Consider the following 14767-nt stretch of genomic DNA (forward strand, 5'->3'; position numbering starts at 1 on the left):
CCGTTCCCTTTTCTGTAAGATTGATAAATATATACGTCCTTATTGTTTGGACTACCAGTAATGTTTACATACATAACAAATCACCTCTTGTCTCTATTATAACACACAAGCACAAACAAGTACATAGCAAAACGCAAAATTTGACAAAAAAATAAGCCAAAAATGGCTTAAATAAAAGATTCTTTATAATGTTTCTAAAATAGAAGTGTCAAAGACCCGTCTATTTTCTTTCCTATCAATCCCCATTTTTTTTGTTTTTTGTCTGTATTTTGTTCTTTTCTAATTTTTTTCTTGACATATCTTATTATATATCATATAATATATAAGCAGTGTTGTTGCACTACTTATTTTAGGGGTGTAGTTCATCGGTAGAATAAGAGTCTCCAAAACTCCAGAGGAGGGTTCGATTCCTTCCACCCCTGTTAAAGACCTTGTAATTACAGGGTCTTTTTTGTTATATACAAACATAATATACAAAAATCGTAATAATTAAAACCAGAAAGGATTTTCACTATGCAAAAACATTTCTATCGATTAAACGGGTGCTATCTTCTTATACTCTTTTGCATTATTTTTTCTTTAACAGGATGCACAAATCAGTCAAATCTACATACAAGCAGTTCAAAATCATCTTCTTCTGTTCTTCCTGTCCCAACTGATTCTCTATCCGTTCAATATATTGATGTAGGACAGGGAAATGCCGTTTTATTGCAGACCAAAGAACAGGCAATGATAATTGATGGCGGCGACCGCTCCCATTCTTCAAAAGTAGTTTCCTACTTAAAGAAACATAATGTAGAAACACTTGATTATGTTATTGCCACTCATTATGATGCTGACCATCTGAGCGGTCTTGTAGGTGTCCTAAATTGTTACCCGGTTGCTAAAGTACTAGACCCGGATTACACAACCGATTCCAAAATTTTCGCTTCTTATCAGACTATGAAAAAAGAAAAAGGAATTACTTCCGTTCATCCTAAAGCTGGTGAAACTTATCCGTTCGGAGATGGGCAGTTTACAATTCTCGCTCCTAATAGTACCCACTATAGCGATGATAATGATTATTCTATTGCCATCTTATTCGAATACGGAAAGAATCGTTTTTTATTTGCCGGTGACGCCAGTATCGAAAGTGAATATGAGATTCTTGAAAATGGAATTGACGTATCTTGTGATGTATATCTTGCCAGCCATCATGGAAGCTCTACTTCTACTTCTGAGGCTTTCTTGAAAGCAATGAATCCTTCCACAACAATAATTAGTGTAGGTGCGGACAATTCTTACGGACATCCTAACGAAGAAATTCTTAATCGCTTAAAGAAAGCTTCCATTCCAATTTATCGTACCGATACAAATGGAACAATTACTGCAACCAGTGACGGAACAACAATTCAAATTTCAACTGAACATAGTAGTTTTGCAAAAAATTCAGTTACGCTTCAGTCAAAGCCAAATAGCAAAGAGAGCATATCAAAACCCGACCAGAAACTGATTGGAAATAAAAATACAAAAAAGGTTCATCGAACTTCCTGCAGTTCACTCCCTGACAAAGACAATCAAGTTACTTTTTCTTCCTACGAGGAAAGTAGAAAAGCCGGCTATCTTGCATGTAAAAAATGTCACCCAGATTCTTAATAGTTATTTTGAAAAGCCAATTGTTTGTCATACCCTGCGACAAGCAATTGACTTTTTTTTAAATTGAATTAAACTATATATATGAACATATGAACTTATTTTTGAAAGGAAGTAATTATGAGCGAAGAACATGTTAAAGATTATTTATGTATTGATAAAACATTTGCGCAAACCATTTTCGATGCTCTGCCTGATGATGAAGAACTTTATTATTTAGCTGACTTATTTAAAATTTTTGCAGACCCAACAAGAATAAAAATTCTATACGTTTTAATGAAAGGTGAAATGTGTGTCTGCGATATTGCACTTCTGCTTCATATGTCGCAAAGCTCCATCTCTCATCAGCTCCGTGTTTTAAAGCAAAGCCGTTTGGTAAAGTTTAGAAGAAATGGAAAAACTATTTTTTATTCTCTGTCGGATCACCACGTAAAGACAATGCTTAGCCAAGGTTTAGAACACATCGCCGAATAGGTTTTAAAAATTTTGGAGTGGTTGTCGCACTAAATATTTCTAATAATTATACAAAAATATTTAGTGCGGCAGTCTCTTCAGACATCACTCTTCCCCAATATTGCACGTACACAATTTACAGCCCTATAATCTTTTTTTCCCATTCCATATCCAATTTTTTCAATTATCATTCCTGGCATGTTAGCATATTCCTTTGTAATATATTTTACCAGCGCTATTCCTGTAGGAGTACATAATTCTCCCTCTATTTGTCCTGCATAACATGGGATTCCCTCTAACATATAAGCTGTAGCAGGTGCTGGTACCGGAAGCATGCCATGGGAACAATTTACCTGTCCAAATCCTACATTAATTGGAGAAGTTATTACTTTTTCCACACCAAGCTTATGTAAAAGCATTACACAACCTGTAATATCTGCTATCGCATCCATTCTTCCGACTTCATGAAAATGAATCTCTGTAACCTCCTTTCCATGCACTCTGCTTTCGGCATCTGCAATCATATGATAAATATTTTTTATATCTGTTTTTATTGTTTCTTCTATTTGCAGACAATCGATAATATGTTCAATGTCACTCATTTTTAAATGCGTATGATGTTTATGATGATTATTTGTTTCTATGCTTTCTTCCTCGATTTCTCCAATCCGAACAGACATCTGTGTCCCCACTATTCCGCATTTTGTTGAAGAACTCATTTCAATTTTTGTATTTGGAATTCCTATTTTATTAATTTCTTTTATAAAATCTTCCTTATCAGGCAGCAATTCTAGCAATGCCCCCATTAACATATCTCCAGCTACCCCCATATTACATTCTAAATATAACAGCTTCATAATTTTACCCTCCATACAGTCTAAATAGTTACGTTATTTTCCTACTTACAAAGTATACGCCATAATCCAACTCCAAAGTCAAGAAAAAATTATATAAATTTTATTTGCCGAATCTATTGACAAAAGAAGAAAATTATGTTTATATTAACATATGAACAGTCACTCATATATAAATATTTGCATATATACATATTAAACGATTAAGGAGGCGATTCTTTATGAGAGATACATTAGAAGCAACATGTTCTATTGATAAGCATCACACACCGCATGACCATTCCCATAGACATATACACAATTCAAATGAGCACCATGAACATCAACATGGTACTGATTGTTGTTGTAACATAGAAACTGCTTCTACTTCCGAAGAGAAAAAAGTGTCCGGAATTTTTCATGGGAAAACTACAATCTATCAACTTGAAAATCTTGGTTGTGCCAATTGTGCAGCTAAAATGGAGGCAAAAATAAACGCTCTCCCCGAAGTCAATATTGCTACCATTACATTTGCCACAAAGCAATTAAAAGTAACTTCAACTTCAAAGACAGATTTACTCCCAATTCTTCAGGAAATCTGTTCTTCTATTGAATCTGAAGTAAAAGTTTTTCCAAAAGAAGAAACTTCATTATCCAGTCATGAACATATGGAATCAGAAAAAAAAGAACTTCCAATGATTGCTGCCGGCGCTATTCTGTTTATCATTGGCGAAATTGCAGAAAAGCTTGGATATGGAACAATATCTGTTCCAATTTTTATCATTTCATATCTTGTACTTGGCTGGGAGATTGTATGGACCGCTCTTAAAAATTTAACAAAAGGTCAGATTTTCGACGAAAACTTTTTAATGAGCATTGCCACATTAGGTGCATTTGCTATTAAAGAATATCCCGAAGCTGTCGGTGTTATGTTATTTTATCGAATTGGAGAATTTTTCGAACATATCGCGGTTGAAAAAAGCAGAAGCCAAATCATGGAAGCGGTCGATATGCGACCGGAAGTTGTAAATCTTGTATTGGATTCTGGCACAAAAGAAATCCCTGCAAAAAATGCAAAACCCGGCGATATTATTTTAGTACGCCCGGGTGATCGTATTCCGCTAGATGGCGTTATTTTAGAGGGAGAAAGTTATATTGATACTTCACCGGTAACCGGTGAACCGGTTCCTGTTACCGCACAAAAAAATGATTCTGTAATCTCAGGTTGTGTTAACACATCCGGATTATTAAAAATCCGAGTGGAAAAAGGATTAGAAGAATCTATGGTAAGTAAAATTTTAGATTCTGTTGAAAATGCAGCGGCAAGCAAACCAAAAATTGACCATTTTATTACTAAATTTGCCCGTATTTATACTCCATTTGTTGTAATACTGGCAACTGCAACTGCCATTATTCCATCTCTCATTACCGGTGACTGGAATCATTGGATTTATACCGCTCTTACATTTTTAGTTATAAGCTGCCCTTGCGCACTCGTGTTGAGTGTACCACTTGCATTTTTCTCTGGAATCGGTGTCGGTTCTAAACAAGGTATTTTATTTAAGGGTGGTATTTCTTTGGAAGCAATGAAGAATATTAAAGCTGTTGTTATGGATAAAACAGGAACTATTACAAAAGGAAATTTTGTTGTTTCCAAAACAGTTCCATTTAACTCCTTTGAAGCTTCTGAATTATTAAGACTTTGTGCAGAAAGCGAGTTAAACTCCACTCATCCTATCGGAACAAGTATCGTAACAGCTGCAAAGCAACAACAGCTCTCCCTTTCTACCCCTTCTTCCATTGAAGAAATTGCCGGAAAAGGAATAAAAGCGATACTGTCAGAGGGAGAATTTTTGTGCGGGAATCGCAAGCTTATGGAATCCTTCCAAATCAAAGTTCCAAATGAAGCAATAAGTCATTCCGGTACAGAAGTATTTGCTGCTCTTAATGGAACTTTTGTCGGATATCTGATTATTTCGGATACAATCAAGGAAGATGCAAAGCCCGCTATTTCTTCCCTTCGCTCTCTTGGTATTGTAACTGCTATGCTAACTGGAGATTCAAAACAAAATGCAGAAGCAGTTGCAAAAGAAGTTGGTGTTCAGGAAACCCATGCTAAACTTCTTCCGGAAGAAAAACTTTCTAAGCTACAAGAAATCCGTGAAAATCATGGTGCTGTTATGTTTGTAGGTGATGGCATCAACGATGCTCCTGTTCTTGCCGGTGCCGATGTTGGAGCAGCGATGGGAAGCGGGGCCGATGCTGCAATTGAAGCTGCCGATGTTGTATTTATGACATCGAATATGGAAGCAATTCCTTCTGCTCTTCATATTGCAAAAACAACAAATAAAATCTCAATGCAAAATGTTGTCTTTGCTCTGGCTGTCAAAGCACTTGTCATGATTCTTGGTCTTGCTGGAATCGCTTCTATGTGGATGGCTGTATTCGCTGATACTGGTGTAGCAATGCTTTGTGTTTTAAATTCCATCCGGATTTTATATACAAAGAGAAAAATGTAATTGCTTATTAAACTTCAAAAACAGGCTGATGTAAATTAACTATATTTACACCAGCCTGTTTTCAGATTTAATCCTTACTACTAAATATCCGCCACTTTTTTAATAATCCCACAAGCTTTATAGTTTTTTAATGGATAGTATTCTACAGGTACATTTTTTTCTTCTGCTAATCTTATAATATGTCTTAACGAAATATCGTCTTTATATTCTTCTCTGATTAACACTTTCCATGGAACACGCCGCAACAATACCCTCGTTGCTTCTCCAATTCCCGGCTTGACAAAATTAATATTGTCTATTCCGAATTTCTCTGCTATCGCCGTTACCTCTTTCATTCCCTTTTGTTCCGATGCTGTATCATCCGGTCTATTAACAGGTTCAAATTCCCGCTGTATCGCCTCAATAAACTCATAAGACATGTCCCGTTCCTTTAGTTCTTCATAATAAACAGCACCATGAAAATCTTTATCTTTTATAATATCTTCTCTTAAAAAAGTCCGGCTTATTAACCCGGATACTGTACAATTTAAACACGAGCTTGGTATTAAAATATCCTGATGTGTTCCACAAAGCTTTGTAATGTTTGCCGGATCCGCAACAACTGCTAATTCAGAAGATATATTAGGAAATTCCTTCATATCCTTTTCCAGTTCATTTAATATTGCTCCTTTTCCAATCCAGCCATCTACAAATAAAATATTCTCGGCTTTATGATGCTTTAATATGTACTGTATTGCATTTTTATCAATTCCTTTTCCTCGAATAATCGAAATGGAATAATGAAAAACTTCTATTTTATATTTCCATTTTATATATCGTTTTAATAATATCCCAACCGGTATCCCTGCTCTCGCAAGTGAAACAAGTACAACATCCTTTCCCCGTTTCGCAATAACTTCATCAGCAAGACAGCCAATTGCATTTGCCGTAGGCTTTGCATAGTTTTTCAATGCCTCCTTGTATGCCTCCATATATTGTTCGGATGGTGAATATTCAATTGGGAGCATCTCACAATAATGCCTTCCCATTTGAATCAGCTTTTCTCTCTCTTTTGTAGACTTAGGTTCTACCATACCTGTTATATCTTTTAGCAATAAAATAACATCCTCTTTACTATATGAACTTCTCAATTTTAACACCACCTTACTATGTCTATCTTCTGATTTCCACTCTTTCGTAATGCCAAAAGCAATGAGTATAACCCCTCTTTTTCATCGGCAGGAGCATCGGTAATAACAATTACTCTTTCGTAATCTTTTAAATCATATAAATAAGTTGTCCTTTTTTTATCATACAAGCTTTTCAACTGATAACGTTCATGGAATGGATATTCCTGTTCCCTGCTTACTATAATAGGACTTCTAGTCGTTGCATGAAACCTGACTTCTGATTCAGAATCGCATTTACATCCAATTTCCTTTTCAATCTGTAACGCAACATATAACGCAGGATACATAAATTCTTCAGTTCCCAAAACCAAAATTCTTCTTTCTCGCAGCAAAAGCTTATTCTTTATTTGCTCCCACAATAAGGCACAGGAATCTTCATATCCTTTGCTATTAACAATTCTCCTCGCATTTAAATATCCGCTACAGGTAATACAATGGTTTTGTATCCATTCATCTAAGTTTAACTGGAATGCTTCTTCCTTATAATCTTCTTCTTTATAATAAAACCCATCCCCTTTATATTTCTCTGCTTTTTTTTCATACTCCGCATGATTTGTTTTAACAAGATAGTGCATTTGAATGGATTTTGCCTGATAGTTTTGTTCCGCTTCACGACTCATACCATTTAAAAGTGAAGCAACTGAAAATTTAATCCCTTTTTGATACGTATCTTCCAAAATATCAATAATATTTCTAATTGTGTTTCCTGTTGTAACTTCATCTTCAATAAAAACAATCCTATCTATTTTGTCGATAACGGCATCAATATCGTCTTTTACTAATTTTTGTTCTGTCGCATGACTATGAGTTTCCGAAAAAAACAAATATTCTACGTTGCTAACCTGCTCTCTTGTTGTCTGAATATAATTACAATTAAGAAAAGAAGCAACACTTGCTCCAATTGCTGTTGCCGTTTCTGCAAATCCAACCAGTAACAGACGCTCATTAAAATATTCTTTTTTCAAAAGCTCTGCCAATTCTTTAAACATTGCAAATGCTTTTGAGGGAATCACCGGGATATGTTTTCCTTGTATTTTATTTACGACTAAATAGTTTCTTTTTTTGTTATTTTCTCTTTTTGCAATTTTTACTAATTGATTTTCTGTATACATATTTTCCAATTGGATCATATCATCTTCCCAAAAACATACAGGGCATATATCGTAACTCCCACCAGCCTTTTCTTTGAAAGTGTAAAACCCACAACATGGACATTTGTAATTCATAGCTTTACCTCACACCAACTTTAAATTTTTAAATATTAACAAACAACTTTTTTACATACCCATTTTAACAATATCTTTTATTAATTACTATTCTTAATTTAAATTATTTCTCTATTTTTTTCCTGGCATTTATAGTTCACCATAAGAAACAAAGTTCCGATTCACAGGAAAATGGCTGTCGCAAAATTTACATTCTACAACAGCCAAATAATTTTCTATTTATTTTCTTTTAGTTATTCAAATGGGATAACTGCCCCATCATAAGTTTCATTAATATAATTTTTAATATCATCTGATTTCAGCACTTCTACCAATGCTTTCACACCTTCGTTTTCTTCATTTCCTTCTTTTACTGCGATGATATTTACATAAGTCTTTGCAGCTTCTGAATCAGATGTTTCGTAAGCAAGAGCATCTTTGCTGACTTTATATCCTGCCTGCAATGCATAATTTCCGTTTAATACTACAAATGCTGTTTCATCTACCACTCTGGCAACTTGTGCAGCTTCTAACTCTACAATTTTTACATTATGTGGATTTTCTATAATATCATTTACTGTTGCATTTAAACCGGCACCTTCTTTTAAAGTAATAATACCATTATCCTGTAATAATAACAGTGCTCTTGCCTCATTTGTAGTGTCGTTAGGAACCGCTATACTGTCACCATCTGCAATATCCTTTAAATCTTTTTTCGTACCTGGATAAATTCCAAATGGTTCATAATGGATTCCACCGGCATTTACAAGATGGGTTCCCTTTTCTTCGTTAAAGCTGTCAAGATATGGCTCATGTTGAAAATAGTTGGCATCAAATTCATCACTTTCTACTACCTGATTTGGCTGTACATAATCGTCAAATATCGTAACTTGCAAGTCATACCCTTTGTCTTTCAGAATCTTTTTTGCCTGCTCTAAAATTTCTCCATGAGGAGTCGCAGATGCTGCTACTTTTATAACTTTACTATCCGAACTTTCACCCGTTGATGAACTTTCTGTATTTGTTGAATTTTTTGTTGCATCTGTATCAGATGAACTTCCACATCCTGTCAACGTTCCTAATACTAATGCTCCTGCTAATAAAACTGATAATAATTTTCTCATATCTGTATTTCCTCCTTTTTTGTTTTTCAATTTATACTACTTTCTTTTATCAAGCTTTGAAGCTGCCAGCATACCTGCTGATTGAAATACCTGTACTAATACAACAAGTAATATTACTGTCACAATCATAATTTCTGGCTGATATCGATGGTAACCATATCGAATTGCAATATCACCCAATCCGCCTCCACCAATTGTTCCTGCCATCGCTGAATATCCTAAAATTGTTCCAGTTGCAATGGTAGCTCCTGTAATCAAGGAAGTTCTTGCTTCTACTAACAACACTTTAATTACGATTCTAATATCGCTTGCCCCCATTGACCTGGCAGCCTCAATAACTCCTTTGTCTACTTCTTTTAGTGAGGATTCTACCATTCGTGCTATAAACGGACCTGCAGCAATAACTAACGGAACAATGGTAGCAGTAGAACCATAGCTTCGTCCGACAATAGCCCTTGTAAAAGGTAAAATTATAATAAGCAGGATTAAAAATGGTATGCTTCTTACAACATTTGCTATAAAATCCAGTACTTTATATAAGACTGCATTTGGTTTCAAACCATCTTTATCAGAAACAGCTAAGAGAACTCCCATCGGCAAGCCTATTACATAACCAATTATTGTAGAAACCAGTGTCATATACAATGTTTCTTTGACTCCATTTAAAAGCATTTGTATCACTTCATCAGTCCACATAATCTACCGCCTCCTCTATCTCTAAACCTCGTTCCCTCAAATACCTTTTCATTGCTTCTGTATTCTTACTGTCTTTGCTAAATTCCAATATCATTTCACCTTTCGCAACTCCACCAACATTTTTGGTATCTGCCTTAAGTATATTAACAGGTTCGTGAAATGTTAAAATTAAATTTGCAATTACCGGCTCAAATGCCGAATTTTCCGAAAATACAATTCTTATCTGCTCGCCACTTTGAATTATATTTTGCACGGTCTGCCTTCCCATTGGTTCCTGTGCGGAATCTTTTCGAATCAATTCTTTTGCAACAGCCGACTTTGGATGACTGAAAATCTCTGTGACAAGTCCCTGTTCCACAACCTCTCCATCTTTCATAATTGCAACATGAGAACAGATTTCCCTGACAACGGACATTTGATGAGTAATAATAACAATTGTAATTCCCATCTGACTATTAATTTCTTTCAATAACTCTAATATAGAAGAGGTTGTCTGTGGATCCAATGCACTTGTAGCTTCATCACATAAAAGGATTTTAGGGTTTGAAGCCAATGCTCTTGCAATTGCAACTCTCTGTTTCTGACCTCCCGAAAGCTGTGATGGATATGCCTGTTCTTTATCACTCAGACCTACTAATTTTAAAAGCTCATATGCTTTTTTCCTTGCTTCCTTTTTTCTCTTCCCCTGTATGTATAAAGGAAAACATACATTTTCCAGAACGGATTTCTGCATTAACAAATTAAAGTGCTGGAATATCATACCAATCTCTTCTCTTTGCTTCCGCAATCCTTTTTTCGAAAAATCACCTAATGATTTTCCTTTTATAAGCACCCTTCCTTCTGTTGGTCTTTCCAAAAAATTCATACATCGTACTAATGTACTTTTCCCAGCCCCCGACATACCAATAATTCCGTAAATATCTCCAGACTCAATCGATAAATTCACATTTTTTAACGCCTCGACTGTCCCGTCTTTGGAACGATAAGTTTTCGATAACTTCTCAATTACTATTTCCGACATATGTTCACCTTTCTAAAATTGCTTTTATTGATGATTAATACTATATCATCTTAAAAGGAAAAGTGTTAATTCAAAAAAAATACAGCTGGTTATAGAATTATTCTATAGCAAGCTGTTATATTTTTATTTATGCTATTGCAAATTTGTTATTATCCTATTGCCTTATCCTTATATTTTTTAATTTCTTCCAAATACTTCTGTCCTAATGAGCTAATAATAACCCCTTTTCTTACCAAATAACCAATTGACATCACTTCATCGGACTTCAATTTAACCGCACAATATTCCACCCCATTTAATTCTTCACAGATGATTCCAGAACAAAGGGTATATCCATTTAACCCTACCATTAAATTGAGCAATGTGGCTCTATCATTCGCCTTAATTAATCTTTTATAATCATATGTGCTTAGTACTTCTTCTGCAAAATAGAAAGAATTATAATTTCCCTGGTCAAACGACAGGCAAGGATATTCTCTCAATTCTTCCAATGCAATCTCATCCCGATTTGCTAAAGGATGTCCTTTCCACATATAAACATAAATACTGCATTTTAAAATTTCATGAAATTCCAAATTATATTCATGAAAAAGCTTTGTCAGAACTTTTCGGTTAAAGTCATTGACATAAAGAACTCCTATCTCACTTTTTAGATTCTTTACATCTTGAATCACATCATAAGTCCTCGTTTCATGCACCTCAAATTCATACTCATCCATACCAAATTGTTTCACCATCTCAACAAAAGCATTGACTGCAAATGTATAATGCTGCATAGATACACTAAACTTTTTTTTCAAATTTTCTTTTGAGATATATTTGGATTCTATTAAATGGTACTGTTCCACAACTTGTCTTGCATAACCTATAAATTCTTCTCCTTCTAAAGTAACTGAAATTCCCCTGTTTGTCCGCCGAAATAATTCAACTCCAATCTCTTCCTCTAACTCTTTAATTGCCGAAGATAAACTTGGCTGAGATATAAATAATTTTCTTGCTGCCTCATTCATTGAACTGGAATCTGCCACTGTAATTACATATTTTAGTTGTACTAATGTCATAAATTCTCAACTTTTCTCCTTTCCCATCCTGATTTTTTCCGTGTCTTATGAATAGATTCCGTTTCCCCAATAATCCGTCCTAATATACTTATGATTTACATCAACTTCGCAATTAACTACAAAATAATCATGATATTTTGCAATCACTTTTCCTATTTGCTGATGTAGCGTTCCTGATAAACTGTTCCACCAATCATCATTTTTTAATGAAGTTCTTATCATTTTAGAGGAGTTCCCCTGCATTTTCTTATATGTAATTCTTGCTAACCGAATCAATTGTTTTTGTGTAATCATTTTGTCTTCCTTCCTATTATTTAATTCCGCTCTTCTAATTTTTCTATCATGTTGCAATTATACGCTATTAGTTTCATCTGTTCTAATGCCTTTTGTTGCTTATAATTTTCCGGAGTATAACCTCCCTTTGCTTTTAATAAATATCGCATCAATGATGTGATAAAAACTTCATCTGATATCATATCTGGATTTATGAGGTCTTTTTCATTTAATTTTATCTCATTTGTATCTAAACAATAAAATTTTAACAAACCATGATTATAAATTTTGTCTTTAAAATATTCATGTTCTGCCAATGTCTGACTTAATACCCTCATTCCCCGCCCGGGTGCAGCAAGTTCATTCTTACTTTTCAAAATACATCTTATTTCTGACTTTGATATAGTTACTCTATCTTCGACAATCTGTTTTGGATTTTTAGCATCTTTGCTCAATTCATTAAATTTTTTTATGGCATCTTTTATAATCCTCTTAACATTAATCTTCTCATCCCGATAGAGAAAATTATAATCACAGTTGGGTTTTGCGATTGTCGCTCCCAAGGCATATTCATAGTTAAACATCACATCACCTTTTTCTTTATTTTTAATATATTAAATTGTAAGTACTTATTTTTATCATATCACCAATTATTTTTTCTGTCAACTTTTAACGCACTCTAAAAGATTACTGTAAAACAGCGCTAATTTAATTTTCAAAATAACTTGCAACCTCTTTCAAGTACTCAATAACTGGAAGATGTTGCGGACAGACTCCTTCGCACTGGCCACATTCTATACAGTCGCCTGCTTTTCCAAAGATTGCATTTAAGCGATTATAATACTCACCCTGCGGTGTCCATCCTTTTTCTTTTATCTCCTGTTGATCGGCATTGTACAGAGAAAAATATTTTGGTATTGCAATGTTCTTTGGACATCCATCAATACAATAAGAACAGCCGGTACAAGGAATCGCTATATTACGATTAATCATCTCTACCGCTTTCTTTATAATGCCCTGTTCCTCTTTCTTAAGTGGAATAAATGATTCCATATAACTTAGATTATCATTTAATTGTTCCATATTACTCATTCCACTTAAAACCATTTTCACATTAGAAAGGCTGGCAGCAAAACGAATTGCCCAAGAGGCAATCGACGCATCCGGATTATATTCTTTAAACATTTTTTCTACATCGTCCGGTACCACTGCCAATGTTCCACCTTTTACAGGCTCCATGACAATGACTGGTTTTCCATGTTTGGTGGCAACCTCATAGCATTTTCTCGACTGTATTCCCTCGCTGTCCCAGTCTAAATAATTAATCTGTAGCTGAACAAATTCCATTTCCGGATGTTCTGTCAAAATCTTGTCTAAAAGTTTAGCATTGTCATGATAAGAAAATCCAATATGTTTTACAAGACCTTGCTTCTTTTTTTCTTCCAGCCAACGAAAACAATCTAATTTTTTATAGATTTCATAATGATCGTATCCCATATCATGAAGTAAATAATAGTCGAAGTACTCTACACCTGTTTTCCTTCTCTGCTCATTAAAAATCTTATCTCTATCCTCTTTTGTCTTAATAAAACCGGCATGAAGTTTTGTTGCTAATGTATAAGTATCTCTTGGATATCTGTCAACCAATGCTTCTTTTACTGCATCTTCACTATGAAAACCACAATACATCCAAGCAGTATCAAAATAAGTAAATCCCTTCTCTATAAATGTATCTACCATTTTTTTCATCTGTTCCAAATCAATACTGGCTGCATCATTTTCATCTAAAAGTGGTAACCGCATTAATCCAAAGCCTAATTTCTTATTCATAAGTTTCCTCCATTCGTTCTCATTATTCTAGTATCTTTTATACTATTTTATTTTATATCGTTCTTTCATCTTTTTAAGATAATCATCCTTTAATTTGTTTTTTTCTTCCAAAACTTTAATTTTTTTCTTCAAATCATCCAGGTATTCTGTTGTCACCTTTACCCCGCCTCGAACAGCAACATCCTCATGCCGGCTCATTTCTTCTAACCAGCTTCGTATAGATTTTTCCCTGACTTCATTATAAGTATTATCTTGTTCAAACACTGCTTTTTACCTGCCTTTCTCAATTTCGTTCTCAATTTCGTTGTAAACAAATTGAGATAAACCCTTTCACATTCGTTATATCACGATTCGCACCTTCAGTGCTTACCGCTACATACGCAGCTATCGTAATCGACATTCGCCACTCGCTATGAACAAGCTGCGCTTGCTCCTGCTCGTTTACGCTCATTATATCACAAATTCCTACTCCGTGTTTCCCGTTCTTTTGCAACGATTCGGATATTGTTCGGAATTTGACCACACGATGCAATATAATATAGACACAAACATAGAAAGCTGATAAACTAAAATTATCTATTAACAAAGTCGCAAGGAGGATTAATTTAATGGATTGGGAAATTAAAAAATTTGCAGAATTAACTACAGATGAATTATATGAAATATTAAAAATAAGAACTGAAGTTTTTATTGTAGAACAACACTGTGCTTATCAAGATATTGATTCGAAAGATAAAGAATCCTATCACCTATTTTTAAAAGAACAGGAGAGCATAACAGCTTACATGAGAATCTTGCCAAGAGGTATCTCCTATAAAGAACTATTGGTCCTATGTCAAGAAAAAGTACAAGTTAAACGTGAACTTTTCACCTCAATATTCTGTCTTATGCCGCATTTATTTCCAAGTGTCTTAATTTTATCCAATATTTCTTTTCATACTCATTAGGTGA

At 34.5% G+C, this 14767-nt stretch carries 15 protein-coding genes and 1 tRNA gene; 5 read left to right on the forward strand and 11 right to left on the reverse strand.

The features are described 5' to 3' along the window. Window positions 1-351: 351 nt before the first annotated feature. From FYJ58_RS13620 to FYJ58_RS13630, 3 genes are all read left to right on the forward strand, one after another. A tRNA-Trp gene (locus tag FYJ58_RS13620) sits at window positions 352-422 on the forward strand. Window positions 423-513: 91 nt separating this feature from the next. After that, on the forward strand, window positions 514-1635 hold the full coding sequence (locus tag FYJ58_RS13625; protein WP_154520259.1) for an MBL fold metallo-hydrolase: 1122 nt from the start codon (window positions 514-516) through the stop codon (window positions 1633-1635). A gap of 117 nt (window positions 1636-1752) precedes the next feature. Continuing rightward, window positions 1753-2106, forward strand: coding sequence for an ArsR/SmtB family transcription factor (locus FYJ58_RS13630; RefSeq protein WP_154520260.1), 354 nt, complete (start codon window positions 1753-1755; stop codon window positions 2104-2106). A 77-nt stretch (window positions 2107-2183) separates the two neighbouring features. Here FYJ58_RS13630 and larC read toward each other — a convergent pair whose 3' ends face one another. Next, a complete protein-coding gene (gene larC / locus FYJ58_RS13635) occupies window positions 2184-2942 on the reverse strand; it encodes a nickel pincer cofactor biosynthesis protein LarC (protein WP_154520261.1) in 759 nt (252 codons plus the stop codon). Window positions 2943-3160: 218 nt separating this feature from the next. Here larC and FYJ58_RS13640 point away from each other — a divergent pair, with 218 nt between their 5' ends. Then, a complete protein-coding gene (locus FYJ58_RS13640; protein ID WP_154520262.1) occupies window positions 3161-5437 on the forward strand; it encodes a heavy metal translocating P-type ATPase in 2277 nt (758 codons plus the stop codon). A gap of 80 nt (window positions 5438-5517) precedes the next feature. Here FYJ58_RS13640 and FYJ58_RS13645 read toward each other — a convergent pair whose 3' ends face one another. From FYJ58_RS13645 to FYJ58_RS13690, 10 genes are all read right to left on the reverse strand, one after another. Continuing rightward, window positions 5518-6567 (reverse strand): cysteine protease StiP family protein, encoded by a 1050-nt coding sequence (locus FYJ58_RS13645; protein ID WP_154520263.1) that lies wholly within the window; start codon window positions 6565-6567, stop codon window positions 5518-5520. Between the two features lie 2 nt (window positions 6568-6569). Continuing rightward, window positions 6570-7832: a phosphoribosyltransferase domain-containing protein gene (locus tag FYJ58_RS13650; protein ID WP_154520264.1), complete on the reverse strand. Its 1263-nt coding sequence runs from the start codon at window positions 7830-7832 to the stop codon at window positions 6570-6572. A gap of 233 nt (window positions 7833-8065) precedes the next feature. Next, entirely contained in the window at window positions 8066-8935 is an 870-nt protein-coding gene (locus FYJ58_RS13655; RefSeq protein WP_154520265.1) for a MetQ/NlpA family ABC transporter substrate-binding protein, read from the reverse strand. Between the two features lie 36 nt (window positions 8936-8971). Next, window positions 8972-9631: a methionine ABC transporter permease gene (locus FYJ58_RS13660; RefSeq protein WP_154520266.1), complete on the reverse strand. Its 660-nt coding sequence runs from the start codon at window positions 9629-9631 to the stop codon at window positions 8972-8974. Next, a complete protein-coding gene (locus FYJ58_RS13665) occupies window positions 9621-10652 on the reverse strand; it encodes a methionine ABC transporter ATP-binding protein (protein ID WP_154520267.1) in 1032 nt (343 codons plus the stop codon). Before FYJ58_RS13665 ends, FYJ58_RS13660 begins: the two co-directional genes overlap by 11 nt. Window positions 10653-10801: 149 nt before the next feature. After that, window positions 10802-11713, reverse strand: coding sequence for a LysR family transcriptional regulator (locus FYJ58_RS13670; RefSeq protein WP_154520268.1), 912 nt, complete (start codon window positions 11711-11713; stop codon window positions 10802-10804). Between the two features lie 45 nt (window positions 11714-11758). Continuing rightward, a complete protein-coding gene (locus FYJ58_RS13675) occupies window positions 11759-12007 on the reverse strand; it encodes a hypothetical protein (RefSeq protein ID WP_154520269.1) in 249 nt (82 codons plus the stop codon). Window positions 12008-12027: 20 nt separating this feature from the next. After that, the gene (locus FYJ58_RS13680; protein ID WP_154520270.1) at window positions 12028-12570 is read right to left on the reverse strand and encodes a hypothetical protein; all 543 of its coding nucleotides are present in this window, start codon (window positions 12568-12570) and stop codon (window positions 12028-12030) included. 124 nt (window positions 12571-12694) lie between these two features. Further along, window positions 12695-13816 carry an aldo/keto reductase gene (locus FYJ58_RS13685; RefSeq protein WP_154520271.1) on the reverse strand — a complete coding sequence of 374 codons (1122 nt, stop codon included), beginning with the start codon at window positions 13814-13816 and terminating at the stop codon, window positions 12695-12697. A 42-nt stretch (window positions 13817-13858) separates the two neighbouring features. Next, window positions 13859-14080 carry a hypothetical protein gene (locus FYJ58_RS13690; RefSeq protein ID WP_205839272.1) on the reverse strand — a complete coding sequence of 74 codons (222 nt, stop codon included), beginning with the start codon at window positions 14078-14080 and terminating at the stop codon, window positions 13859-13861. Between the two features lie 344 nt (window positions 14081-14424). Between FYJ58_RS13690 and FYJ58_RS13695 the strand changes: the two genes are divergently transcribed. Further along, window positions 14425-14763: a GNAT family N-acetyltransferase gene (locus FYJ58_RS13695; RefSeq protein ID WP_154520272.1), complete on the forward strand. Its 339-nt coding sequence runs from the start codon at window positions 14425-14427 to the stop codon at window positions 14761-14763. Window positions 14764-14767: the final 4 nt, after the last annotated feature.

Source organism: Velocimicrobium porci, assembly GCF_009696045.1.
Lineage (GTDB): Bacteria > Bacillota > Clostridia > Lachnospirales > Lachnospiraceae > Velocimicrobium > Velocimicrobium porci.